The sequence below is a fragment of the Polaromonas sp. genome, from assembly GCF_039930745.1.
Classification (GTDB): Bacteria; Pseudomonadota; Gammaproteobacteria; order Burkholderiales; family Burkholderiaceae_C; genus Polaromonas.
The window spans coordinates 21,783-46,883 of record NZ_JBDTTH010000022.1; the positions used below are offsets into that span (position 1 = coordinate 21,783).

Below are 25,101 nucleotides of genomic sequence, written 5' to 3' on the forward strand. Positions count from 1 at the left end.
ATCTCGCGCAGGGAACGCTCGAACTCGCGACTCGTGCGCGGTTTTGACTTTTCTGGAGGGGACCGCAGCGGTTCTGCTGCTGGGTCGCCAGGCTGCGTCATTGCATCGCTCACGGAAGGCACACCACGCGTCTGACGACACGTCCGCTTCTCGCAAGCTGCATCCCACAACTGGCTTTTTGAAGGTCCAATTGGGCATCCCACCCAACCGGCACATCGTTATTGTGCCACATTAATCAATCTCCACGTGGTTACCGAAATAAATCGATACCAGGGTTTTTGATTGCTTGCGCGAGCAGCCGGCCAGGCGCGCAGCTTCACCCAGACGGCGCTTGTCACGGGCCAGGCGCAGGGCACGTGGCTCAAAGATCCGGCGAAGCCAGGCGGTCATTGCAAGGCTCCTGGCTGCGGGCCTTGTACCGTGGTGGCGAACATCTCGACTGCCCTGTCCTCGCCAGCACGTGTGCCGATAAACACCAGAGCTAGGCGCATGCGCCCCTCGGGCAAATAGTCAACGGTGAGTTGGCGCCGGGCTTTCCCACCGTCGAACTCTCGCCCGACGGTATGGAAGCGGTGCGGGTCGTCCTGGCGGGCGTGGTGCAGGCCGTCGTCGATGATGGCTTCCGCGCTGGTGAAAAATGCTTCTAAATGGATTTCGATGGGGGTGGTCATGATGTCAATGTGTTAGGGTTTAAAAAATTCAAATAAATCAAACAGGCCGCATGAATGCTCACTTCTCGAGGCATTTTGTTGATTCATACGGGCGAAATAATCCCGGAATGAGGGACTGAGTGGTGTCCGGAAACACCATCTTGCAAAGAAGTGATGGCCCCGGGTTGTCGTGTTGTCCATGTTGTCCACCCTTGTCGCTCTCGACAACCCCGACAACATCAGACAACCTATGCAACACAGACAACATAGACATATAAGACAACGTAAGTTTGTTAAGCAACATGCCATGAGCCCTCACGGAAGACCACGGCGCCGCGGTCACGCATCCGGTTCAGTCGAGAAAGCGCGGCCTGCCTGCTGACCTTAAGTGCCTCGCCAAGTTGCGGGCCCGTCATGCCGCCTGCAACGTCCAGGTATCCCAAGACCTCGCGCTCGTTCTCTGTGAAGCGCGGTCCGTCAACAAGCTGCCACTTTCCAGCCTCACGCACGATGCTGAACTCGTCCTCGTCTTTCTCCCAGTCGCGGGCCTGAATGTGCAGGGTGTACTCGCTGCCTTTGCGGCTCATGATCCAGATGCCATCAGCGGCGCCTGCGATAGCAGCCGATCCGTTGATGCTGTCGATAGGATCGTCGCTGGCGGCCTTGCGCTTGTGATGAACGCACACGATGGCCAGGCCCGGGGTATCGCGGCACAGCTGCTGCAAGGGGGCCAGCGCCTCATAGTCGGCGGCGTAGGCGTTCTGTTTGCCCGTCCCGGAATCACGAAAACGCTGCAGGGTGTCAATGACCACCAAGCGAATGCTCGGGTCTTCCTCCAGGCATTGGGCGATCTGCTCCACGCCCAACAAACCCTTGGGCCAGTCGGTGGCGTATCGAAGCATGCCTTCCGGCAGGTCCACAATGCCGGCCTCTACCAGCTTGCGGCGCAGCCGGCGCTCGTTGGTCTCCAGGTCGATCATCAACACGCGGCCGGCGGGTACATCCTCGCCCCAGAACGTCCCGCCGGTGGCCAGCGCGACTTCGATCTGCAGCATCAGCGTGCTTTTCCCGATCTTTGGGCTCGCGACCAGCATCGTCAGCCCTTCCGGCAGCCAGCCGGGGATGACGTATTGAACAGGGGTAAGCTCAGACATAAGCAGCTCCGTGATGTCGCGGATTCGGGTTGGTGGCGGGGGTTGGTAGATCAACGGCGCCGGCTGCTTGGGCTTGCGTCGTTGGGGTGGAATTGGTCCGGGCTCAAGCTCGGCGAAAACCTCGGCGGCTTTGGTCATTTTTTCGGCCTCCACCCACGGGCAATCAGCCGCTCCCTGATTTCCTGTTTCAGGTGCGCCTCCACCCATTCCCTATGCCTGGGCCAGCTCGAGCCCAGCGCCTGCGCACTGATCGCGCACTGGCGCAGAAACCAGGCCTCGGCCTTCGCCTTGATCTCGGCCGGGGTTTCCTGTTGGACTGAATTCATGCGCACCGCCCTTCGATGCGGGCCAGCCAGGCTTCAACGTCGTCCAGAGTGGCAATCTCGCGGGTCATCGCCCAGCGTGAGACGATGAACACTTCGCGCCCGCGGTCGTCCTCGATGCGCTGCAGCGTCACGCCGGCCAGCGCAGCACGGGCCTGCATGGTGGCATAGCGCTTTTCTGGGCGGTATGTGGCGTCCATTACGACCTCCCCAGCGCCAGACTCAGCTCGCGCATGTAGCCGCGGCCGATTTCGCCAGGGGCCTTCAGCGCCAATGTTGTGAAACAGACCAGCAATTCGGGCGACTGGCCGCCCTCCTTGATCGACGCAATGACATCCCGCGCCAGATGGCGGCCGGCATCGATCTGCGCGAGCAAGTTCGGCGGGAAGTTCAGCGTCGGCATGTCCCCTGCCATCTGCTTGGCCATTTGCAGAATTGATTGGCGCGGGGCGGTCATTTAGCCGCCTGCTTGTCGCGCCAGGCGATCAGGTCGGCTTCCTTCCAGACCGTTGTCTGAGGGCTGAGCTTGATTGGACGGGGAAAGTCAGGCCGGGTTTTTGCCCAGCGCCAGATGGTATTCGCCGACACGCCCATCAAGACGCCGGCCTGTTGAACGCGAACTGCGGGGGAGCTTGCGATGGTCATTTTTCACCTCACTACCAGTTAGCGCGGGATGCGCTGTGCTTGTGTGAGGTGAACTTTATTTACGCACTAGCTTTTGGGGAATGCTTTTCGCCGTTTCTCCAAAAACCGCGAAAGCGTATTGTTGTGGCCGAGGTGTTCAAGCTGGTTTTTTTCCACCATGGCGACTAGTGATTTCGCCTTCGTCTTCTTCACGCCGTAATCTTCGGCAGCAAGTGCTGCCTTAAATGCGGCGTCAACGCTTAGGATCGATTCGTCGCGCCGCACTATCTTCCAAACATCACGCCAAATAGTGCCCCCAAGCTGCCAGTCTTGGCGATCAATTGCTGCTTTCTTGGCTGTGTCAGTTGATAAACGTGGGCTCTTAAAAACCTCATCCAATGAGGGCGCCCCACCGACGCTTAGAAAGCCCTTCAATCCTTCACTGAAGGCAATTGCAAGCCATGTCGGCAATGGTAAATTTTCATTCGCACAAGAGTGAACCGCCTGCAATATTGCCATCGTGTCACCCGATGCCAACCGCTTTCGGTATACCTCCAACCGCTCGTGAATTCGCACCAGACTTTGCATCCGTCTAGTACCTGGTTGGTGTCCGAAATGCTCGTGGGTTCGGAAATACAACGCGGCCTTGGCCCAGGCTGGCTCAACTCGTGCCAGCACCTGCTCGGCCGCGTTGTAATGTTGTTCTGCCTCTGCCGTGAACGGGTCAAGCAGTGTTTCCTGCGTCTTCTTCACCACGGCATCAGCCCTTGTTTTCGCGCTCGTGGAGGCCATCAGCGTACAAGCCGCAAGTGCCCATAGCTCTCGCCCACGGGTGTCACCATATGGGCGGGGAGAAAGACTTCCTCGCCCTTGTCGTTTTTCGTAGCATAGCCACAGCGGTACTCAACCCTATCGCCTTTGTTCACATATTGGCCAGCATCTGGTGATCGGACAACCATGGGGCCGTAAGGCCTCGAGATAGTCGCGCGGCGGGGAGGGCCTTCGTTATCGAACCAAAGATCGACCTCCGTTCCAACTTCCAATATTGCCGAAGCCTCTCGCCTTTCCGCCTCAATTACTGCAACGTCACCAAGCGGAGGCCGCGATGCTGCTTGGTTGTCCAGGATCAGTGTATCTATCGCATCGATTGGTTTATCGAGCGAGAGTGTCAGTGACCATTGGCCATACTTCGCAGCACGGATTTTCCACATCTCGCGCTCGCCGAAGCTACCGTCATTTACCCGCTTTCGGCCCTTAGGACGCTCTACACCTTTTGTGATGCCGAGCCGACTAAGGGCGTCCCAGTGGCCTGTGACTGTGTAGAGAAAGCTCTCTCTCGTGTAGGGCCAGCCCTTGTTATGTCTCCTCTCGATCTCGGCGTCGTCAAGCAAGAACGTCTCGCAGGTGCAGTCTTGAAAAGCTTTCATGATCACTTGCCCTCCATGATGGCAAGTGCAGCGGGGGTCCGTTGTACAGTAGCGGTAGCCATGGTGAAAGTCCTTCTTTCGTTGTGGTCAGCCAGCCTTGGTGGTGTATCACCTTGGCTGGCGCCTTACCGCAGGGCCGCTGCGGCGCCGGGTGCGCTTATGCGCGGTTCTTTCCAATCGGGGTTACGTTGCCCTTTTTGAGAGGCGTATCGGAAAAATCAGCCCATGCCTGCATCATCTGCATGCGCTTGGCCAGCAGGTCGCCGCGCCGATAGGCGGCCTCCACCTTGTTTTCGATGGCATGCGCAAGCGCCATTTCGGCCAGCTCGCGCGGGAAGTTTGTGCGCTCTGCCGCCCAGTCCCGGAACGTTGATCGGAAGCCGTGAGGCACAGCGTCCACCTCCATGCGGCGCATCACTGCGCTGAGGGTCATGTCGCTCAGCGGCTGCCCTTTGACGCCTGGAAATACAAACTCGGTGCCCTCGATGCGCGGCAGGCTGGCCAGCAGCTGCAAAGCCTGTTTGGACAGTGGGACGCGGTGCTCCTTGCCGGCCTTCATGCGCTCGCCGGGGATGGTCCAGCTTTTGCCGGGGATATCGAACTCCCACCAGGTGGCGCCGCGCACCTCCCCTGACCTGGCCGCGGTGAGGACCGCGAATTCAAGCGCGCGGGCGCCGGTGCCTGGCATGGCGCGCAGCGCGGTCATAAACTCGCTCAGGCCGTCAACCGGGACGGCGCCATGGTGTACGACCTTGGAAACTTTGGACGGCTTGGGCAGCATCTGCTCGAGGTGGCCTTTCCAGCGGGCGGGATTCTCGCCGTCGCGGTAGCCCCGCACGGCAGCCCAGTCGAGCACGGTTTCCATGCGGCCTCGCACTCGCACGGCTGTCTCGGTCTTCGTTTTCCAGATCGGTTGCAGGACGTCGAGGATGTGAGCAAGGGTGATGTCGCGCACCCTCAGCCGGCCGATGACAGGATCGGCATAGGTGGCCAGCGTGTTGGCCCACTGCTGGCGGTGCTTGGCGTTGCGCCACTCTTCGCCTTTGGCCTCGATGTAGGCCGCAGTGCATTCGGCAAAGGTCTTTGCCTTCGCGCTGTCTGCCATCAAAAGCGCCCGAGCATCCCGGCGCTGCTGCACGGGATCAATGCCCTGCACCACCAGATCACGGGCGCGGCGGGCCGCCTCCCGTGCACCTGCAAGGGTGACATCAGGATAGCCGCCCATTCCCATGTCCTTGCGCACGTCGCCAACTGTGAGGCGAAGTACCCAGGAACGCATTCCCGTGTCCTTCACCCACAGGTGTAGGCCGGCCACCCCACCGACGGCGTAGCGCCCCTCAGCGGTCAGCCTGCTGACCTGAAGGGCGCCGAGCTCAAGCGCTTTTTTTGGCATATAACTTTTCAGTTCTCACTAAAGTTCCCACAAAGAATTAGTTAGTGGATGATATGGGTTGAAACGAGTTGGCGCAACTCATTTCAATCTCCTCTTCTGAAAAGTGTCAAATTTGGGGTGGCATGGTGCGGGATGAACAAAGTTCCCGGGGGACGCCCTTTCCGCCAGACAGTCAGCAAAAAACGGACCTTCGGGTCCGTTTTTTATTGGCGACCACTCAGACCGGCCGCAGCTGTTCGGCAAGCGAGCGCGTCTTTCCGGTCGCGACATCACCTGTGTGGAGCGTGGACTTGCGCTCGATGAGCATGAGATGGCACTCCTCTTCGGCAATGGGATTGTGGCGCACGCCCTTCGGTACAACGAACATCTCTCCTTCATTGAGCTCGACCGGCCCGCTTTCCATCTCAATGCGCAAGCGGCCCTTGAGAATGAAAAACAGCTCGTCTTCGTTCTCGTGGCTGTGCCATGCAAGCGAGCCATGAACTTTGGCAACCTTGATGTAGGCGTCATCCACTTCGCCGACAACGCGGGGCGACCAGAGTTCGGTCAGCCCGGCAGCGATTTGCTTGGGCGAAACAACGTTTGACATGAATCTCCTTGAAATCCGGGAATGAAGAGCACGTAAAAAAGCCGCCTTGCGGCGGCTTTTCTGCTGAGCCGGGAAATTTATTCCAAAGCGGTTTTCTTGCCTTCCTTGTAGTTGTACAAGGTAATGGCCGGGTTCTTCAACTCGCCATTCGGCAGGAATTCGATGGTGGTTGTCACGCCCTTGAAGCTGGTCTTGATCAGCTCGGGGGTGTAGACAGCCGGGTCGATGGAATTGGCACGTTTCATGGCGTCAACAAGAACGAAGGTCGCGTCATAGGTGTACGGGCTGTAAACCTGAAACTGGCCAGGGTACTTCTCGTCGTAACGCTTTTTCCACTCGGTGCCGCCAGGCATCTTGGCCAGCGATGCGCCGCCTTCAGCGCAGATCACGTTATCGAGGGTCTTCGCGCCAGCAGCGAGTTTGGCAATCTCGGAGGTGCAGATGCCGTCACCACCGAAGTATTTGACCTTGCTCATGCCGAGTTGCTCCATCTGGCGCAGCATCGGGCCGGCTTGTGGATCCATGCCGCCGTAGAAAATGGCGTCAGGGCCTTTGGCCTTGATGGCGGTCAGGATAGCCATGAAGTCAGTGGCTTTGTCGGTGGTGAACTGCTCGTCAACCACGGTCATGCCCTTTTCCTTGGCTGTTTTCTTGAAGATATCGGCAACGCCCTGGCCGTAAGCGGAACGGTCATCAATGATGGCAACCTTCTTCAGCTTGAGCTTGTCGGCGGCGTAAAACGCCAGGCCAGCACCCAAGGCCAGGTCATTGGCGATGATGCGATAGGTGGTCTTGTAGCCGGGCTTGGTCAGGTCAGGGTTGGTGGCAGCGCCCGTAACGTGAGGAATGCCGCAGTCGTTGTAAACCTTGGAAGCAGGAATGGTGGTGCCGGAGTTGAGGTGACCGACGACGCCAGCGACTTTGGAGTCGCACAGTTTCTGTGCAGCAGCGGTGCCCTGTTTCGGATCGGCTGCATCGTCTTCGGCGACGATCTCGAAGGTGGCTTTTTTGCCGCCAATCATGACGCCCTGCTTGTTCAGGTCCTCAATGGCCATGCGCACGCCATTTTCATTGTCTTTTCCGTAATGGGCCTGGGCACCGGACACAGGTGCCACGTGACCAATCTTGACGACGAGCGTATCACCAGCCGGTGCGGGAGCTGCAGCAACCGGGGCAGCAGGTGCAGGTGCGGTAGCGGCAGGTGCAGCTTCTTCTTTTTTGCCGCAAGCCACAACCAACATGGCGGCCAAAGCGACCGCAGTCCATTTCATTTGCATAAATACACTCCAATTAGGAAATTACCGTTAATGGTTGAGAACTGATTTTTTTACTCAACAGCCACGAACATAACGCAATTTCCGCGCCCGCACCATAGCAAGGAGCCCTAGTGTTGCGCTGCCGAGGCAGAGAAAGAAACGAAAGTGATCGAGTATTAGCATCGCTAATAAAGCTCAAAGCAAGGCGAATCAGGGGCAAACCGTGATGCCGTCAAGGCTGATTTTTCAAGGTGCGAACAGCTCAATTCAATGCCGGCAATGTGCCGCGTCGGCACGCCTCTTCTGTGTGAATCATGAGCAGGCCAGACGGCCACTCCTCAGGATGATGCGGCCGCCACCGGGCAGCCCACTTCAGGATTTGTCCAGCAACTGGCTGGCCAGCTCCTGCTCAAAGGCCTGGTTGACCGACTGCCGTACAACGATCTCGATTTCGTCGCGCAGGCTGGGCGCCAGGGCCTGGGTGTGCTCCAGGACCAGTCGGCCCACTGTCTCGCGGAGCAGCCGGTCCAGCGTCAAATCGACACGCTGCATCACGCGGTGCACCATTTGCTCCTGCACGCGCTGCTGGTCCACGGTAGAAGGCCCTGGCGGGCTCCTGGTAGCCGAAGCCGGAGACGCAACCACCTCCGTCAGCGTGGGCACAAAGCGAGGCGGCGGACGGCTCATGGCGTTCCTGCGCTGGCCAAGTCATGCCGCTTCATCGCATAGCCGCGGTCGGTGTAATGTTTCCAGCGGCTGCGTGCCGCCGCACGATCATCGTCGTCCAGCGTGACCAGTTCAATAAAGCGCTCGAAACGCTCAAACCCTTCGGGGACCTGCGGCCCCAGGTTGACCAGCACGTCGTGGTGCGGGCAGGCCTGAAGCGAGCCGGCGAGAACCACCGGCGTGGCCGCAACGGTGACCGGCGCTGCCGTCAGACGGCAATGCGGCACGAATTCCAGGGCCGAAAACGTCCAGAGCATCTGGTCCAGACGACTCAAGGTGTCCGGCTCAGCGGTCACCACCACGCGTGCGCCGCTGCTCCAGGCCTTGCGCAGCAGCCGGCAGCTGTAGACCAGCTTGTCCGGCACATTGAAATGGAAGGCGACTTCGGTCATGCGCGGGTTCTGGACGCCGGTTTGGCCGGTCGTTTGTTTGCGGGCACTTTGGCCGTCGACCGGGTAGCTTGCACCTGGCCCAAGAGGAAATCGACCAGCAAGGGCACGGGCCGTCCGGTCGCGCCTTTGGCGGCACCACTTTTCCAGGCCGTGCCGGCAATATCGAGGTGAGCCCAGGCAAACTTGCCGGCAAAGCGCTGCAGGAACTTGGCCGCAGTGATGGCGCCGCCGGCACGCCCGGCAACGTTGGCCACGTCGGCAAAATGGGTCTTCAGGCCATCGGCATATTCGTCATCCAGCGGCATGCGCCAGCACAGGTCCAGCGAGCTGTCGCCGGCGGCGGCCAGCGACTGCGCCAGCGCATCATCACTGGAAAACATGCCGCTGCGCACACCGCCCAGCGCGATCACGCAGGCGCCGGTCAGGGTGGCGATGTCCACCACGGCGCGTGGCTTGAACCGCTCGGCATAGGTCAGCGCGTCACACAGCACCAGCCGGCCTTCGGCGTCGGTGTTGAGGATTTCGATGGTCTGCCCACTCATGCTGGTCACCACATCACCGGGCTTGATGGCGCGGCCATCGGGCATGTTTTCGCATGCCGGGATCAGACCCACCACATTGAGCGCTGGCTGCAGCTCCGCCAGCGCCCGGAAGGTGCCCAGCACACTGGCTGCGCCGCCCATGTCGAATTTCATTTCGTCCATCTCAGCGGCGGGTTTGATGGAGATGCCGCCGGTGTCAAAGGTGATGCCCTTGCCAATCAGCACCACGGGTGCTTCTGCCTTGGCGGCGCCGTCATAACGCAGCACGATGAAGCGCAGTGGTTCTTCCGAGCCCTGGGCGACGGCCATGAACGAACCCATGCCGAGTTTGGCGACTTCCCGTGGCCCGAGCACCTCGACCTTGATTTTGCGCAGCTTGCCCAGTTCCCTGGCGGCCTGCGCCAGCAGAGTCGGCGTCGCATGGTTGGCCGGCCGGTTCGCCCATTCCCTGGTCAGTGCCAGACCCTTGGCCAGACCCACGCCCTTGTCAAACCCCGCGCGGCTGGCCGCCAGCGAAGACACGGCCACCACCACCTGCTTGAGCTTTTGTTCGGCTGGCTTCGATTTGGTGGTGCTGTAAAGGTAAGCAGCATCGGCGCAGGCCAGCACGGCGGCCCTTACCGCCTCCTGTCCGGCCTGCGGCAGCGCGCAAAAACTGAGCAGCACACGCCGCGCGTTGGTATTTTTCAGGGCGACCATCGCTGCGTGCACGGCAGACCGCACGCTTTTGGCGCTGCCATCGCCGGCCCCGGCAAGCAGCACCCGGGTGGCGGCTATGCCCTGGACGCGATAAGCGCTGAGGAGCTTGCCTGCCCGGTTCTCAAAGTCGCCAGCCCCGATCGCCAACGCCGCCATTTTCGACACTGCGTCGCTTCCGGTGGGGGTCTCACCGGCGAGCAGGACGATCAGGGCATCACATTTTTCAGTGCAAATTCGGGCGGGGGTCAGGGTTTTGAGTTCAAAGTCCATAATTGGGGATTGGGCGTCGCAAGCGCGGGGGTCAGGCGTTGGTGTTGTTAAGCAAATGAGGCAAAGTTTCAGGTAATGTTATTCCAATCTTCGATCCGCAAAGAGTTGGCGCGCAGTTTTGGGGCCACCCTTGTGGTTTTGATGACCATCGTGATCACCATCATCCTGATCCGGACCCTGGGTCAGGCTTCCCGCGGCAGTGTCAACCCCCAGGACGTGATGATGGTCATGGGTTATTCGGCGCTGGGGCGCCTGCCCATCATCCTGACGCTCTCGCTGTTTGTTGCCATGGTCAGCACGTTGTCGCGCATGTACCGGGACAGCGAGATGGTCGTGTGGTTTGTCAGCGGCCGCGGCCTGGCTTTTTTCCTGGTTCCGCTGTTTCGCTTTGCGTGGCCGGTGCTGTTGGTCATCACGCTGATGTCGATCTTTGTCTGGCCCTGGTCCAACCAGCAGGCCCAGGACATGAAGGACCGCTACGAGCAGCGCGGCGATCTCGAGCGGGTCTCGCCCGGGCAATTCCAGGAATCGTCCAGCGGTAACCGCGTCTTTTTCATCGACCGCGACGTCACGCAGGAAAAAGCCAGCAACAACGTGTTTATTGCATCGACCGAAAAAGGCAAGAACTCCGTCACCACCGCGAGTTCCGGCCGCATCCAGACCGTGGGCAATGCCCAGATGCTGCTGCTCGACAATGGCCAGCGGCTTGAAAGTGAAATCGGCCGGTCGGCGCTGAAGATCACCGAATTTGCGGAATACGGCAGCCGGGCCGGCGACAGCCCGCTGATCAACGGGACCACTCCCGAAAAATCCAAATCCACCCGCGAACTCCTGCGTTCGCCCACCCCCGGCAACCGGGGCGAGCTTGCCTGGCGCCTGGGCATGGCACTGGCAGCCATCAACTTTGTCGTGATTGCGCTCGCGCTGGCCAGTGTGAACCCGCGCGCGGGACGCAGCGGCAACCTGATCTTTGTACTCTTCACTTTTGTGGTCTATCACAATCTCCTGAACCTGGGCCAGAGCTGGATCACCGTGGGCGCAGCCAATTTCGCCGGTTTTGTGCTGGCCCTGCACGGCGGCGCCCTGCTGGTGGCGCTGGGCTGGCTGTCCAAGCGCCACCTGAACTGGACCATCAAGGGGGCCGTCAGCCGACAACGCAAGCTGCACGCCCACCGGCAGGCCGGCAAGGTGGCCGTATGAAAACCATTCGCCGCCTGATTTACGGCGAGGTCCTGGCCTCCATCGCTTTTGTGGCTGCAGGCTTTCTGGCGCTGTTCTTCTTTTTTGACCTGGTGGACGAGCTGCAGTACCTGGGCAAAAACGCTGCAGGAGGCACAGGCGTCGATGCCAACATCTACCAGATCCGCCATGCGCTGCTTTATGTAGCACTGCTGATTCCGAGCCACCTGTATGAGCTGGTTCCCATCTCTGTGTTGATCGGCACCATCTTTGTGATGGCCCGGCTGGCACAGAGTTCGGAATACACCATCTTGCGTACCAGCGGCCTGGAGCCCTGGCGCGCCCTGCGGCTGCTCCTGACGCTGGGCGTGGTTTTTGTCGTGCTGTGTTTTGCCATTGGCGACTACGTGGCGCCGGCCGCTGACCGCAGCGCCCGGCTGCTCAAGGCCCGCTACCAGGGCCGCATCACCGTCGGCCAGACGGGGGCTTGGCTCAAGGAAAAACAGGCCTATAACAGCTACGTGGTCAATGTCGGGGCCTTGTCCGCCGACAACGAGATGCAGGGCGTGCGAGTCTTCGAGTTCAACAACAAGGGCTTGCTGGTGTCCATCACGCAGTCAGCCATCGCCCGCTTTGCATCCGACGACTCCTGGCGGCTGGAAAACGTCACCCGCACCGACTTCACCGTGCAGCCGGGCCAGGCCTCTGGCACCGTGGCCGGCCGCGATTCCGCGAAAATCACCATCAACAAGATCGCACAGTTCCGCTGGCCCACGGACATCAGCGCGGAAATGGTTTCGGTGGCCGTGCTCAAGCCGGAGCGCATGAGTACCATCGACCTGTTCACCTACATCCGCCATTTGAATGCCAACGGCCAGACCGCCCAGCGCTACGAAATTGAATTCTGGAAAAAGGTGTTCTATCCGCTGAGCTGTCTGGTGATGGTGGTCCTGGCCCTGCCCTTTGCCTACCTGCACTTTCGCAGCGGCGGCATTGCCGGTTATGTGTTCGGCGGCGTGATGATCGGCATCAGCTTCTTCCTGCTCAACAACGTGTTTGGCTACATCGGCAACCTGCAGAACTGGCAACCCTGGCTGGCCGCCGCCGCGCCGGGCCTGCTGTACACGGCCATCTCGCTGGGCGCCTTCGGCTGGCTGGTCTTGAGGCGTTGACGGTGAGGCGTGGCATTGTCCTGCTTGCCCATGGCTCGCGCGATCCGCTGTGGCGGTTGCCCATCGAAGCGGTGGCCGATGCCATCCGCGCGCGCGACCCCGAAGCGCTGGTCTGCTGCGCCTACCTGGAGCTGTGCAGCCCGGATCTGACCCAGGCTGCTACCGATTCGATAGCTGCTGGCGCCCGGCAGATCAGGGTTTTCCCGCTATTTCTGGGTGTCGGCAAACATGCCCGGGAAGACTTGCCTTTGCTGGTCGCGCAGGTCCGGGCACAACACCCCGGCGTGCCGGTGGAATTGCTGCCAACAGCCGGTGAACACCCGCGGCTGGCCGCACTGATGGCCGACATCGCCCTCTCCTGAAATCGTGGCTCCGTCGTTTATTTTTTCGGTTTTCGCCTGATTTGCTTAGTACCAAGCAGGCATAATAAAGCGAATAATTAGCGATAATCAGGTATGAACCTTCATCAATTCCGCTTTGTCCAGGAAGCCGTCCGGCGCAACCTGAACCTCACCGAAACCGCACGCATCCTGCATACCTCGCAGCCCGGGGTGTCCAAAGCCATCATCGAGCTGGAAGAAGAACTCGGGGTCGAGATTTTTGCGCGTCACGGCAAACGCCTCAAGCGCGTGACCGAGCCCGGCGAACATGTGCTCAAAAGCATAGAGATCATCATGCGCGAGGTCGGCAACCTGCGGCGCATCGGCGAGCAATTCTCTGCGCAGGACAGCGGCACCCTGTCGATTGCCACCACCCACACCCAGGCGCGCTATGTGCTGCCGGTGCCGGTCGCGAAATTGCGCGAAGCCTTTCCCAAGGTCAACGTCAGCCTGCACCAGGGTTCGCCCGACCAGGTCGCGCGCATGCTGATCGACGAGGTGGCCGAAATCGGCATTGCCACCGAATCACTGACGCACTATGAAGAACTGGTCACGCTGCCTTGTTATGAGTGGCAACACATGCTGGTTTTGCCGCTGGATCACCCGCTCGCCAAACATGAAACCATCACGCTCGAAGACCTGGCTGAACAACCGCTGATCACCTACCACCCCTCGTTCACCGGCCGCACCAAGATCGACCAGGCTTTTGCGGCCAAACGCCTGCAGCCGCGCATCGCCCTCGAAGCCATTGACTCGGATGTGATCAAGACCTATGTGCGCCTGGGTCTGGGCGTCGGCATTGTGGCCGAGATGGCGCTCAAGGACGATGGCACCAACGCCGACCTGGTCGCCCTGCCCGCCGGCCAGCTGTTCGGTGTGAACGTGGCGCGTGTGGCTTTCAAACGCAGCGCCTACCTGCGCAACTTCGTCTACAAGTTTGCCGAACTGCTGAGCGACAAACTCGACCGCACCCAGATCGTGCGGGCCATGAGCAGCCGCCACGGCGATTTTGAACTGTAAGCACTTTTCACACCGCACACCATGACGACCACGACCCCCGCCATCGTACGCACCCCTGAACTGCAAACCAAGCTGCCCGCCGTGGGCACCACCATCTTCACCGTGATGTCGGCGCTGGCCGCGGAAAAAAACGCGGTCAACCTCGGACAGGGCTTCCCGGACTTTGACTGCGACCCGCAGCTGGTCGGCGCCGTCACCGACGCCATGACTCGTGGCCTGAACCAATACCCGCCCATGCCCGGCGTGCCGGTGCTGCGCGAGGCGATTGCCGCCAAGCTGGAGCAACTGCACGGCCGCAGCTACAACCCCAACACCGAAATCACCATCACCGCCGGGGCTACCCAGGCCATCATCACCGCCATCCTGGCCGTGGTGCACCCCGGTGACGAGGTCATCGTGCTTGAGCCGTGTTACGACAGCTACGTGCCCAACATCGAGCTGGCCGGCGGCGTCGCGGTGCGCGTTCCCCTGACCCCCGGTACCTTCCGCCCCGACTTCGACAAGATCTCCGCCGCCATCACCCCCGGGACACGCGCGATCATCATCAACTCGCCACACAACCCCAGCGCCACCGTCTGGACCCGCGAAGACATGCTGCGCCTACAGGAAATCCTCGCGCCCACCGACGTGCTGCTGATCAGCGATGAGGTGTATGAACACATGGTGTTCGACGCCGCGCAGGGCCGCGTGCACGAAAGTGCCGCGCGTTTCCCCGGCCTGGCCGCGCGTGCCTTCATCGTCAGCAGCTTCGGAAAAACCTACCATGTGACCGGCTGGAAGGTCGGTTATGTGGCCGCGCCCGCTTCCCTGACGGCCGAGTTCCGCAAGGTGCACCAGTTCAATGTGTTCACTGTCAACACACCGGTGCAGTACGGACTGGCCAGCTACATGCTTGATGCACGGCCCTACCTGGACCTGCCGGCGTTTTACCAGCGCAAGCGCGACCTGTTCCGCGCCGGCCTGGCAAAAACCCGCTTCAAGCTCCTGCCCAGTGAGGGCAGCTACTTCCAGTGTGTGGACATCTCGGAAGTGAGCGAGCTGAACGAAGCCGACTTCTGCAAGTGGCTCACCACCGAAATTGGCGTCGCCGCCATTCCGCTGTCGGCGTTTTACGGCAATGGTTTCGACCAGCGCGTGGTGCGCTTCTGTTTTGCGAAGAAAGACGAGACGCTCAACATGGCGCTGGAGCGTCTATCCAAGCTGTAGCATGCTATTGCATTGATAGCTGGTGGCGCCCGCTGTATAAGGGCTAGAGGCCAGTTTTACTTTTTAATTCTAGCCGTCGGCTGGTGCGGATTTTTATCACCGGTTTGTGGTGCGCCAGCAGGCCGGGCAACCCCCGGCTTGCTAGCAAACAACAAACAGCAGAAGCAAGAAGGCTTCGAAGCACAGACTGTTCTGCATAATCTCCCCACCTCCCACTCCCACCGGCAACGCATGACGCGCTCCCCCGAACCGGCATGAACCAGCGCAGCGCAGTGCTTCCTGCGCACACCGACTGCCTACGCGAGCTGTCAGGCGGGCTGATCACTGGCATGGTCGCCGTGGTTTATGCCATCTCGTATGCAGCGCTGCTGTTTTCCGGTCCGTTGAAACAGTGGCTGCCCCTGGGCATCGGCCTGTGCCTGGTCAGTGCCGTGCTGGGTGCGTTCTGGCTGGCCTGGCGCAGTGAACTTCCCTTCGCGATTGCCGGGCCTGACGGAAGCACCTTGTCCATCCTCGCGGCCATGGCAGCCACGGTGACGGTCAAGGGTGCAGGAGTGGATGCGGTTGCGCTCAAGGGCCCGCTCGAACACGTGCTGCTGCTCCTGTTCGTCACCACACTACTGTGCGCGTTGCTGTTCCTGTTGCTGGGCTTTGGCCGGCTGGGGGCCTGGGTACGTTATGTGCCCTTTCCGGTGATTGGCGGTTTCCTTGCCTCCACCGGCTGGCTGATCGCGGCCGGGGCGCTCAAGGTGGCAGTGGACCTTCCCTGGGGCTGGGATCTTCTCACGCAATGGCCACGCTACCTGGCCGATCCGCGGCTGCTTGCCACCATCGCCCTCGCAGCGGCGTTCCTCTTCGTCTTCCGCAAGGAGCAGTCCCCCGTGCTGCTGCCGCTGGTCTTGCTCGGCGCCTGCGCCGCATTCTTCATCGCGCTGCTGCTCTCCGGCAGCTCGATGGAAACGGCCCGCCAGCAAGGCTGGCTGCTGGGCAGCATGGAAGGCGCGCGGTGGATGGCGCCCTGGACGCTGCTGGACACCCGCGTTGCCGGCTTCGACGGGTCCTGGCTCGCGGGGCAATCGCTCGACATGCTGGCCGTGGCGTTTGTTGCCGCCATCACCGTGCTGCTGGGCGCCAGCGGGCTGGAGATCATGTCGAAGCGCGACATTTCGCTGGACCACGAACTGCGCACGCACGGCTGGCTCAACCTGCTGGCCGCCTGCAGCGGTGGCTGCATCAGCCTGGTGTCGGTCAGCCGCAGCGCGGTGATGCTGGAAAGCGGCGCCAGGACGCGCGCAGCCGGCATGCTGGCTGCCGCAGTCTGCGGCCTGGCTGCGCTGGGCGCCGGCTTTGTGCTGGGCTGGATCCCGAAAATCGTGCCGGCCGCCTTCCTGCTGTACATCGGGCTGGCGATTCTGCGCGAATGGGTGTTCGATCCGCGGATCAGGCTGAACCGCGCAGACTGGGCGCTGGTGCTGGCCATCCTGGCCATCACCGCCAGCGTGGGCTTCACCATTGCCGTGCTGGTGGGCATGGTAGCCGCCTGCCTGAACTTTGCACTCAATTACAGCCGTGTCGGCGTCGTCCAGCACGACCTGGACGGCATCACCCTGCACAGCAATGTGGTGCGCCCCGCAGCGCAGCGCCAGCTGCTGAACCGGCATGGCGGCCAGCTGCGGGTGCTGATGCTGCGCGGCATGATTTTTTTCGGCAGCGCCCACGCCGTGCTCGAGCGGGTGCGCGGCTTTCTCGCCGCAACGTCGGCCGGCCCTGGGGCTGCGCGCATCCTGGTGCTCGACTTCAGCCACGTGGCCAGCGCCGACTCATCGGCAGGCATGACCTTCACCAAGATCGCGCAGCTGGCCCAGGCAGCCGGTGTGCAGTTGGCGCTCAGCGGCCTCAAGCCCGCCGTGCAGGCGGCCCTGGCGCAAGGAAGTGCCGCAGCCACACTGGGCATTCACGACACACTGGACCAGGCCCTGGAGGTTGCCGAACAAACCCTGCTCACCGCCCACGGCCAGGACACTGCCTCGGAAGACGAGACGCTGGCAACGTGGATGATGCGCGAACTTGGGGAAGCGCGGCACTGGTCGGCGCTGCAGCCCCTGCTGGAGCGCCGCGTACTCGCAACGGGTCAGGTGCTCATGCACCAGGGGGAAATGTCCGATGCCACGCTGTACCTGATTGAAAGCGGGCGACTGACTGTCACCCTGCGCGGCCAGGACAACGGCCAGCGGCTGGCCAGCCTGATGGGTGGCACCACCGCCGGTGAAATGGGGCTTTACTCCAGCGCGGAACGCTCGGCCACGGTGCTGGCCGAATGCGATGCCGTGGTCTGGGCGCTGACGCGCCAGGCGCTCGACACGCTGCAGCGCAGCGCGCCCGATAGCGCCATGCAGGTACATGCCTTTGTGATGCGCACCATGGCCGAACGCCTGCGGCTGGCCAACACCACCCTGGCGGCTTTGCAGCGCGGCACCTGAACTGTAGGAACTCCCTGACGGCAGGTCAGCGCGCCTTCCTGCCCGCGCCAGCCAGGCAAGGGCCAAGAATCAATGCACACATAACAAGGAGTCTTCCATGTCCATATCCATGATCCTGCTCATCGTCCTCATCCTCATTCTTGTCGGCGCATTGCCCACTTGGGGACACAGCCGGAGTTGGGGTTACGGTCCCAGCGGCGGTTTGGGGCTGATCGTCATCATCCTGGTCGTGTTGCTGCTGATGGGCCGGATATAAAACACCGACGCGTCAGGCAACCTGTCTGAAAAAAAGGACTCAGCCCCTTGGGGTTTGAGTCCTTTTTCTTTGTGCCCAACGCCTTGACGGGTAGTCAACTGTTCAGCTGAGCCCACAGCTTGTCCAGCCGCTTGATGCTGACCGGCTGCGGCGTGCGCAGCTCCTGCGCAAAAAAACTCACGCGCAATTCTTCGAGCAGCCAGCGCAGCTCCTGCAGACGTGTATCCATCGCGCCCTTGCGTTCTGCCACCAGGCGCCAGTAACGCTGTTCTTGCGGCCGCAGTTCGGCCAGGCGGGCCGCGTCACGTGCAGGATCGGCGCGCCATTTCTCCAGCCGCAGGGTGATGGCCTTGAGGTAACGCGGGAAGTGCTGCAATTGCGTGTAAGGCGTGGCTGTCAGGAAACGTTTGGGCACCAGGCGCTGAAGCTGCTGGGCCGCATCGGCTGCCGCTTCAGCGGCATTTTTCGTGTCCTTGATCTTGCGCTGGGCTGCGGCAAACTCGACCAGTATGGCCGCCGCCAGCCGCGCAACTTCGCTGGCGATCAGGGTCAGGCGCCCGCGTCCATCGGCGATGCGTTTCAAAAAATCGGCTTCGTTGGTCGGCAACGGCTCCAGCAGGAAGGCCCGGTCCAGCGCCACCTCGATGATCTGCTCGCGCAGCTCTTCCAGCGTTCCGCCGCCCGAGTTGTCGGCGGCGCGGCCGATCAGCATGTAGGCTGTCGCCATCTTTTGCAGGTCGGGCAGGTTCTTTTCGAGGTACTTGAGCGCATCCTTGATTTGCAACGCAAAGAGTCGCCGCAGTCCAGCGCGGTGTTTGGCGGCGGCCACCTCGGGTTCGTCGAACACTTCAATGGTCACCGCCCCACCGCCCTCGGTTCCCAGGTCAATCAACGCCGGAAATCCGATCAAGGTCTGCTTGCCCTTGCTGATTTCCATCAGTTCGGGCAGCTCGCCAAAGCTCCAGCTGGTGTAGCGCTCGGGTGTGCGCACCGGCTGGACGCTCCGGTTTGCTATTGTTTCAGGAGCTAATTGCGCCCGTCCAGAAAGGGCTGGAGGCCGATTTGACTCCGAAATGGTGTTTTCAGGCTCCGCCCGTGTTTTCAGCCCGGCTAGTGCCTGGAATGCGCCGCGCGCCTGCGAACCCAGCTCGCCCTTGAGCGCACCGAGGTTGCGGCCTGTGCCCAGCTGGCGGCCGTGTTCATCAAGCACACGGAAGTTCATGAACAGGTGCGGCAGCAGCATGTCCAGCTTCATGTCGCCGCGTTTGATGTCCAGCGAGGTGGCGTCGCGCACCAGCTTGAGCACGGCATCGGTCAGCGAGCCGGCACCAAACTTTTCGGGTTGCAGCAGGTTCGCTGCCATGCGCGCTGCGGTATCCGGCAACGGCACCAGGCGGGAACGCGGCCGCTGATGCAGGGTCTTGATCAGCGCCTGGACCTTGTCTTTCAGCATGCCGGGCACCAGCCATTCGCAACGCTCTTCGTTCACCTGGTTCAAGGCAAACAGCGGCACATCGACCGTGACGCCGTCCTTGGCGTCACCCGGTTCGTGCAGGTAAGTCGCCAGGCAATCAACGCCGCCGAGACGCAGCGTTTTCGGGAAGGCCTGCGTGGTGATGCCGGCTGCCTCGTGGCGCATCAATTCTTCGCGGGACAGCAGCAGCAATTTCGGCTGCTTTTTGACCTCGTCCTTGTACCAATGCTCGCAGCCTGCACCTGTGCAGATATCGGCCGGCAACTGCTGGTCGTAAAACGCGTAGATCAACTCTTCATCCACCAGCACGTCCTGGCGCCGCGCCTTGTGCTCCAGGTCCTGCACCTGCTGGATCAGCTTGAGGTTGGCTTGCAGAAATGGCAGCTTGGTGTCCCAATTGCCCGCTACCAAGGCTTCGCGGATGAAAATTTCGCGCGCCGTCACTGGGTCCACCCGGCCGAAGTTGACGCGCCGGCCGTTGTAGATCACCAGCCCATACAACGTGGCGCGCTCCAGCGCAGTGACCTGCGCCGCTTTCTTTTCCCAGTGCGGGTCCAGCAACTGCTTCTTGAGCAGGTGGCCGGCAATCTGCTCTATCCATTGCGGCTCGATGTTGGCGATGCCGCGGCCGAACAGGCGCGTGGTTTCCACCAGTTCCGCGGCCACAATCCAGCGGCCAGGCTTCTTGCTCAGGCGTGCCCCGGGATGGCGGTAAAACTTGATGCCGCGCGCGCCCAGGTACCAGTCATCTTCATCGCTCTTGATGCCGATGTTGCCTAGCAGGCCGCACAGCATGGACAGATGCAGCTGTTCGTAACTCGCAGGTTTGTCGTTGAGCACCCATTTCTGTTCGCCCACCACGCTGTGCAGCTGCGAATGGATGTCACGCCATTCCCGCACACGGCGGATGTTGATGTAGTTCTCGCGCAGCAGGTTTTCATACTGCCGGTTGGTCAGCTTGTGCACCGCGTCGTGTCCACCACGTACATCACCCAGCCATTTCCAGAGCTTGAGGTAGCCACTGAACTCGCTCTTCTCATCGTCGAACTTGGCATGTTGCTGGTCGGCCTGCGCCTGCTTGTCCATGGGGCGATCACGCACGTCCTGCACACTGAGCGCGCTGGCGATCACCAGCACCTCGTCGAGCGCCTGCCGGTCCCGGGCCTCCAGGATCATGCGGCCCACGCGCGGGTCCAGCGGCAGCCTGGCCAGGTTGCGTCCTACCGGCGTCAGCTCGTTGTCATCGTCCACCGCGCCGAGTTCGGCCAGCAACTGGTAACCGTCGGCAATGGCTCGCCCCTGCGGCGGCTCAATGAAGGCAAAACTTTCGATGGTGCCCAAGTGCAGCGCCTTCATGCGCAGAATCACCGCGGCCAGCGAGCTGCGCAGGATTTCGGGATCTGTGAAGCGGGGCCGGCCAAGAAAGTCCTGTTCGTCGTATAGGCGTATGCAGATGCCATCGGCCACGCGCCCGCAACGCCCGGCGCGCTGGTTGGCAGCGGCCTGCGACACCGGCTCGACCATCAGCTGCTCGACCTTGTTGCGAAAACTGTAGCGCTTGACACGCGCCGTGCCGGCGTCGATCACGTAGCGGATGCCGGGCACCGTCAGCGAGGTTTCGGCCACGTTGGTGGCCAGCACAATGCGCCGGCCGGTGTGGCCATCGAAAATGCGGTCCTGCTCGGCCTGGCTCAAACGCGCAAACAGCGGCAGCACCTCGGCATTGCGGAACAACGGTTGGTGCGCCAGATGTTTGCGCAGGTGGTCAGCAGCCTCACGAATTTCGCGTTCACCCGGCAGAAAGATCAGAATGTCACCGGCGCTGTGCGGGTTGCGCCAGAGTTCATCGACGCCGTCGGCGATCGCGTCGTTCAGGTCATAGTCGCGCGATTCTTCATAGGGCCGGTAACGCTGCTCCACAGGAAACATGCGCCCCGAAACCATGATTACTGGCGCGGGCCCTTTGGCGGAAGCGAAGTAATCCGCAAAACGCTGCGCATCAATCGTCGCCGACGTGATCACCACCTTCAAGTCAGGACGGCGCGGCAGCAGCTGGCGCAGATAGCCGAGCAGGAAGTCGATGTTCAGGCTGCGCTCATGGGCCTCGTCGATGATGATGGTGTCGTAAGCCTTCAGCAGCGGATCGGTCTGCGTTTCTGCCAGCAAAATGCCATCGGTCATCAGCTTGACCGAAGCGTCGCGGCTCAGGCGGTCCTGGAAACGCACCTTGTAGCCGACCACATCGCCCAGCGGCGTTTTCAGTTCTTCGGCGATGCGCTTGGCCACACTGGAGGCGGCAATTCGCCGCGGCTGGGTATGGCCAATCAGCCGGCCCTGGCCCTGCGGATAGTTGAGCTTGCCGCGGCCCATGGCCAGTGCAATCTTGGGCAACTGGGTGGTTTTGCCCGATCCGGTTTCACCGCAGACGATGACAACCTGATGCGCTTCGATGGCAGCGGTGATCTCGTCGCGCTTGCCGGAAACGGGAAGCGATTCGGGAAACTCGATGTGCAGGGGCGCGGACAAGGGAGAAGAAGACAAGGGATGAGGTTTCAAAACTCTCCATTATCGACGCTGCGTGCGCATCAGCAGGCAGCAGGGTCGGGCGCCAGGCTCAGGTGGTTTCCGGCACTGGCAACTCCACCGCTTCGCCGCTGGCCTGGTCGAACCAGGCCACCCGGCTGGCATAGGACATGGCAGCGCGCGACATGGCCTTGCAGGTGCCCAGCACAGCCGAGGCCTTGGCCGCCGGGTCGGACACCAGCAACACGCCTATGCCTATTTCGGCCTGCCAGCGGGTCTGCTCGCTTTCGCGCCGCGCCGCGTCGAGGCTGGTGTTGAGCGTGACCGACTTGGACAGCCGCGCGCCAAGCCGATGCGCCAACCGCACCAGTTGGCCGCTGTCGCTGCAGTTGCGGATAAGCAGGACAAAACCGTCGGCGGAAAACCGGCCGGTCTCGACAAAACCCGGCACGCTGCGCTGCAGGCGTCCGGCGCAGACAAATAGTGCATGGTTGACAGCGGCGGCGCCATGCAGGCGCTCCAGCACGTACAGGTTGCCTATGCTCACCACCATGACGCCGACAAACCTGCCCGGCCTCTGCGGCGCCTCGCGTCCGTCATCAGCGCCGGGATCGTCCTGCGCCCGCGAAAAGCCGGGGGCCGCTGGTTCGCCCCGGCGATTGCGGAAAACATCCCCCAGCATTTGCCCGGTTTCGGTGTGCGAGCGCATGCGCGTCACCGGGTCGTAGCTCGGGCCCAGTGCCATCACCTGATGCAACTCGATCAAATAGGAGTAACGCGTCCACAGCGCCGCCGCCATGGTGATCAGGTAGGCTGTTCCCGCAAGTGCACTGACCGCGTGCACCTGCCACGGCGCCTGTCCGCGCGCCAGTGCGATCCATCCCAGACCGAGCATGGCAAGCAGCATGAACAACACGCCAAGCACCGCCGTCCAGGCCAGCCGGTCTCCACGGTAAGCGCTGCGCACCGCGATGCCGAAAGCCAGGGCACCCAGCAACCACGCGCTACCCAGGCCCAGCATCAGCGCCTGTTGCGGCGCCAGCAGCCAGCTCGCTGCCATGCCGCCCAGGGCCAGCACCGCCAGCGCCAGCCGGGTGCGATGCCGCAGCTTGCGCCGGTCCAGCAGGCCCAGGATTGAAAACAGCAGGTAAGCCAGAAAGCCCGACACCGCCATGGCAATGTGAGCCAGCACGCGCGCCAGGGCGTCTTTATCCTCAATCGGCAACCCACCCAGGAAGGCGAGCACGAAAAAACTCGAGGCGGTGGCCGACAAGCCGGCATTCAGGGAGATCCGGTGCAGCGAGCGCGCGAAGGCTAGCGCAGCGCCGGCCAGCATCAGGGCCGTCATGCCGAAATAAAACCCCCAGAAGCCAAACGCCAGTTTGTCCATGAATGCTCATTATCCGGCGGAACGGCCACCACCAACCGCCGCCTGCCGGCTATCTTGCCCGCGCCCTGCGCCGCAGAGCGCCGTCCCTTACACTCACTGCCATCGTCCGGAAAGCGGTGGCTTCTGCCCGGCTTGTCCACCCTGTCGCCTCCTTGTTGACCCTGTCCGATCCCCTCGAAAGCGCGCCCATGTCCGCCGTCTTCAATTTCACCTTTGTTCCGTGGTTCCGCTCGGTGGCGCCCTATATCCACCTGCACCGCGGCAAGACCTTTGTGGTCGGCATTGCCGGTGAAGCCATTGCCGCCGGCAAGCTGCATCACCTGGCGCAGGATCTGGCGCTGATCCAGAGCATGGGCGTGAAAATCGTGCTGGTGCACGGCTTCCGCCCGCAGGTCAACGAACAGCTCGCCGCCAAGGGCCATGAGGCGAAGTACTCGCATGGCATGCGCATCACCGACTCGGTGGCGCTCGACTGCGCGCAGGAAGCCGCCGGCCAGCTGCGCTACGAGATCGAGGCCGCCTTCAGCCAGGGTCTGCCCAATACCCCCATGGCCGGCTCCACGGTGCGTGTGATCTCGGGCAACTTCATCACTGCACGGCCGGTCGGCATTGTGGATGGCGTGGACTTCAAGCATTCAGGCCTGGTGCGCAAGGTCGACACCAAAGGCATCCTGCGCACGCTGGATTTCGGTGCCATGGTGCTGCTCTCGCCTTTCGGTTTTTCACCCACCGGCGAAGCCTTCAACCTGACCATGGAAGAAGTCGCCACCAGCGTGGCGATCGAGCTGCAGGCCGACAAGCTGATCTTCCTGACGGAAATCCCCGGTGTCCGCATCAACCCCGGCGAGCCCGAAAGCGAAGACAACCCGATCGATACCGAGCTGCCGCTGGCAGCCGCCGAAAAACTGCTCGCGCAGTTGCCCAACCCGACGCAGCCGACTGACACCGCTTTTTACCTGCAGCATTGCGTCAAGGCCTGCAAGGCCGGCGTGGAGCGCAGCCACATCCTGCCGTTTGCGGTGGACGGTTCGCTGCTGCTCGAAATCTATGTGCATGACGGCATAGGCACCATGGTCATCGACGAAAAACTCGAAAGCCTGCGCGAAGCCACCGCCGACGACGTGGGCGGCATCCTGCAGCTGATCGAGCCTTTTGAAAAAGACGGCACGCTGGTCAAGCGCGACCGCACCGAAATAGAGCGCGATGCCGATCTCTACACCGTGATCGAACATGACGGCGTCATCTTCGGCTGCGCTGCGCTTTACCCCTACCCCGAGGCCAAAACCGCCGAAATGGCTGCACTTACCGTGTCACCGCAAAGCCAGAGCCAAGGCGACGGCGAACGTATCCTCAAGCGCATCGAGCAGCGCGCCAGGCTGATGGGCCTGGAAAGCATTTTTGTGCTGACCACGCGCACCATGCACTGGTTCATCAAGCGCGGCTTTGTGCAGGTGGACCCGGAATGGCTGCCCGAGGCGCGCAAACGCAAGTACAACTTCAACCGCAAAAGCCAGGTGCTGGTCAAAAAACTGAGTTGACGACGTGATCGGTGAGTCCGGGAGACCCCAGCTTTTCAGTCAACGTCTTCTTTTACCGGTCTGAAAATTGCAAAGCTGCCATTGGCTTTGGCCACCAGAACGTCATCGACATACACCGACGACTCCATATTGGCGACGCGCCGCCCCTTGTTCACGACCTCGCTGATGCACACGATCCGGCCACCCAGCACAGGTTTGAAGTAGTTGATCTTGATCTCAATCGTCGCGCACTGCTCACCCGGCTCCAGCGTGGAATAAAGCGCAGCGCCCATGCCGGTATCAGCAAGTGTGAAAGCCACGCCGCCATGCACACGGCCGGTCGAGTTGCGGTGAAAGTCCTCAACCACCAGCGTGCACCGGCTGCGCCCCTCAACCTGCGCCTCAATGCGCATGCCCACGTGTTCAACAAAAGGCAGTTTCAGGGTCCCCACCGGCAAC

Annotated in this window: 26 protein-coding genes; 8 read left to right on the top strand and 18 right to left on the bottom strand. The window is 61.6% G+C overall.

Annotated elements, in window-relative coordinates:
- Positions 1 to 231: 231 nt before the first annotated feature.
- The 15 genes from ABI660_RS09525 to ABI660_RS09595 all read right to left on the bottom strand — a co-directional run bounded on the left by ABI660_RS09525 (position 232) and on the right by ABI660_RS09595 (position 10,045).
- A complete protein-coding gene (locus ABI660_RS09525; RefSeq protein WP_348067261.1) occupies positions 232 to 390 on the bottom strand; it encodes a hypothetical protein in 159 nt (52 codons plus the stop codon).
- Positions 387 to 671 carry a hypothetical protein gene (locus ABI660_RS09530; protein WP_348067263.1) on the bottom strand — a complete coding sequence of 95 codons (285 nt, stop codon included), beginning with the start codon at positions 669 to 671 and terminating at the stop codon, positions 387 to 389. The genes ABI660_RS09525 and ABI660_RS09530 overlap by 4 nt, the downstream gene beginning before the upstream one ends.
- 272 nt (positions 672 to 943) lie before the next feature.
- Positions 944 to 1,942, bottom strand: a complete 999-nt coding sequence (locus ABI660_RS09535) for an AAA family ATPase (protein WP_348067265.1) — start codon at positions 1,940 to 1,942, stop codon at positions 944 to 946.
- Positions 1,939 to 2,130, bottom strand: coding sequence for a hypothetical protein (locus ABI660_RS09540; protein ID WP_348067267.1), 192 nt, complete (start codon positions 2,128 to 2,130; stop codon positions 1,939 to 1,941). The genes ABI660_RS09535 and ABI660_RS09540 overlap by 4 nt, the downstream gene beginning before the upstream one ends.
- On the bottom strand, positions 2,127 to 2,327 hold the full coding sequence (locus ABI660_RS09545) for a hypothetical protein (protein ID WP_348067269.1): 201 nt from the start codon (positions 2,325 to 2,327) through the stop codon (positions 2,127 to 2,129). The genes ABI660_RS09540 and ABI660_RS09545 overlap by 4 nt, the downstream gene beginning before the upstream one ends.
- A complete protein-coding gene (locus ABI660_RS09550; protein ID WP_348067271.1) occupies positions 2,327 to 2,584 on the bottom strand; it encodes a hypothetical protein in 258 nt (85 codons plus the stop codon). The genes ABI660_RS09545 and ABI660_RS09550 overlap by 1 nt, the downstream gene beginning before the upstream one ends.
- The gene (locus ABI660_RS09555) at positions 2,581 to 2,772 is read right to left on the bottom strand and encodes an AlpA family phage regulatory protein (protein ID WP_348067273.1); all 192 of its coding nucleotides are present in this window, start codon (positions 2,770 to 2,772) and stop codon (positions 2,581 to 2,583) included. The genes ABI660_RS09550 and ABI660_RS09555 overlap by 4 nt, the downstream gene beginning before the upstream one ends.
- Positions 2,773 to 2,838: 66 nt before the next feature.
- Positions 2,839 to 3,543, bottom strand: coding sequence for a hypothetical protein (locus ABI660_RS09560; protein ID WP_348067275.1), 705 nt, complete (start codon positions 3,541 to 3,543; stop codon positions 2,839 to 2,841).
- On the bottom strand, positions 3,543 to 4,178 hold the full coding sequence (locus ABI660_RS09565; protein ID WP_348067277.1) for a hypothetical protein: 636 nt from the start codon (positions 4,176 to 4,178) through the stop codon (positions 3,543 to 3,545). Before ABI660_RS09565 ends, ABI660_RS09560 begins: the two co-directional genes overlap by 1 nt.
- 157 nt (positions 4,179 to 4,335) lie before the next feature.
- Positions 4,336 to 5,571 (bottom strand): integrase arm-type DNA-binding domain-containing protein, encoded by a 1,236-nt coding sequence (locus ABI660_RS09570; RefSeq protein ID WP_348067278.1) that lies wholly within the window; start codon positions 5,569 to 5,571, stop codon positions 4,336 to 4,338.
- 217 nt (positions 5,572 to 5,788) lie between these two features.
- On the bottom strand, positions 5,789 to 6,160 hold the full coding sequence (locus tag ABI660_RS09575; RefSeq protein ID WP_348067279.1) for a cupin domain-containing protein: 372 nt from the start codon (positions 6,158 to 6,160) through the stop codon (positions 5,789 to 5,791).
- A 77-nt stretch (positions 6,161 to 6,237) separates the two neighbouring features.
- Complete coding sequence (locus tag ABI660_RS09580; protein WP_348067281.1) at positions 6,238 to 7,437, bottom strand: branched-chain amino acid ABC transporter substrate-binding protein; 1,200 nt, start codon at positions 7,435 to 7,437, stop codon at positions 6,238 to 6,240.
- A gap of 351 nt (positions 7,438 to 7,788) precedes the next feature.
- Entirely contained in the window at positions 7,789 to 8,103 is a 315-nt protein-coding gene (locus ABI660_RS09585) for a hypothetical protein (RefSeq protein WP_348067283.1), read from the bottom strand.
- On the bottom strand, positions 8,100 to 8,534 hold the full coding sequence (locus tag ABI660_RS09590) for a DNA polymerase III subunit chi (RefSeq protein WP_348067285.1): 435 nt from the start codon (positions 8,532 to 8,534) through the stop codon (positions 8,100 to 8,102). The genes ABI660_RS09585 and ABI660_RS09590 overlap by 4 nt, the downstream gene beginning before the upstream one ends.
- Positions 8,531 to 10,045: a leucyl aminopeptidase gene (locus tag ABI660_RS09595; protein ID WP_348067287.1), complete on the bottom strand. Its 1,515-nt coding sequence runs from the start codon at positions 10,043 to 10,045 to the stop codon at positions 8,531 to 8,533. Before ABI660_RS09595 ends, ABI660_RS09590 begins: the two co-directional genes overlap by 4 nt.
- Positions 10,046 to 10,120: 75 nt before the next feature.
- On the opposite strand from ABI660_RS09595, the gene lptF reads away from it, so the two are divergent.
- The 7 genes from lptF (at position 10,121) to ABI660_RS09630 (ending at position 17,738) form a co-directional block, all read left to right on the top strand.
- A complete protein-coding gene (gene lptF, locus ABI660_RS09600) occupies positions 10,121 to 11,245 on the top strand; it encodes an LPS export ABC transporter permease LptF (RefSeq protein ID WP_348067289.1) in 1,125 nt (374 codons plus the stop codon).
- Positions 11,242 to 12,396 carry an LPS export ABC transporter permease LptG gene (gene lptG, locus ABI660_RS09605; protein WP_348067291.1) on the top strand — a complete coding sequence of 385 codons (1,155 nt, stop codon included), beginning with the start codon at positions 11,242 to 11,244 and terminating at the stop codon, positions 12,394 to 12,396. The genes lptF and lptG overlap by 4 nt, the downstream gene beginning before the upstream one ends.
- Before the next feature lie 2 nt (positions 12,397 to 12,398).
- A complete protein-coding gene (locus ABI660_RS09610; protein ID WP_348067293.1) occupies positions 12,399 to 12,758 on the top strand; it encodes a CbiX/SirB N-terminal domain-containing protein in 360 nt (119 codons plus the stop codon).
- A 93-nt stretch (positions 12,759 to 12,851) separates the two neighbouring features.
- Positions 12,852 to 13,796 (top strand): CysB family HTH-type transcriptional regulator, encoded by a 945-nt coding sequence (locus ABI660_RS09615; RefSeq protein ID WP_348067295.1) that lies wholly within the window; start codon positions 12,852 to 12,854, stop codon positions 13,794 to 13,796.
- A 21-nt stretch (positions 13,797 to 13,817) separates the two neighbouring features.
- The gene (locus tag ABI660_RS09620) at positions 13,818 to 15,002 is read left to right on the top strand and encodes a pyridoxal phosphate-dependent aminotransferase (protein ID WP_348067297.1); all 1,185 of its coding nucleotides are present in this window, start codon (positions 13,818 to 13,820) and stop codon (positions 15,000 to 15,002) included.
- 254 nt (positions 15,003 to 15,256) lie between these two features.
- Complete coding sequence (locus tag ABI660_RS09625; protein WP_348067299.1) at positions 15,257 to 17,482, top strand: SulP family inorganic anion transporter; 2,226 nt, start codon at positions 15,257 to 15,259, stop codon at positions 17,480 to 17,482.
- Positions 17,483 to 17,579: 97 nt separating this feature from the next.
- Positions 17,580 to 17,738: a DUF3309 family protein gene (locus tag ABI660_RS09630; protein ID WP_348067301.1), complete on the top strand. Its 159-nt coding sequence runs from the start codon at positions 17,580 to 17,582 to the stop codon at positions 17,736 to 17,738.
- A gap of 94 nt (positions 17,739 to 17,832) precedes the next feature.
- Here ABI660_RS09630 and hrpA read toward each other — a convergent pair whose 3' ends face one another.
- Entirely contained in the window at positions 17,833 to 21,753 is a 3,921-nt protein-coding gene (gene hrpA, locus ABI660_RS09635; protein WP_348067303.1) for an ATP-dependent RNA helicase HrpA, read from the bottom strand.
- A 73-nt stretch (positions 21,754 to 21,826) separates the two neighbouring features.
- Positions 21,827 to 23,125, bottom strand: a complete 1,299-nt coding sequence (locus tag ABI660_RS09640) for a GGDEF domain-containing protein (protein ID WP_348067306.1) — start codon at positions 23,123 to 23,125, stop codon at positions 21,827 to 21,829.
- A 188-nt stretch (positions 23,126 to 23,313) separates the two neighbouring features.
- On the opposite strand from ABI660_RS09640, the gene argA reads away from it, so the two are divergent.
- Entirely contained in the window at positions 23,314 to 24,663 is a 1,350-nt protein-coding gene (gene argA / locus ABI660_RS09645) for an amino-acid N-acetyltransferase (RefSeq protein ID WP_348067308.1), read from the top strand.
- 35 nt (positions 24,664 to 24,698) lie between these two features.
- On the opposite strand, the gene ABI660_RS09650 is transcribed toward argA, so the two are convergent.
- The gene (locus ABI660_RS09650) at positions 24,699 to 25,094 is read right to left on the bottom strand and encodes a PaaI family thioesterase (protein WP_348067310.1); all 396 of its coding nucleotides are present in this window, start codon (positions 25,092 to 25,094) and stop codon (positions 24,699 to 24,701) included.
- Positions 25,095 to 25,101: the final 7 nt, after the last annotated feature.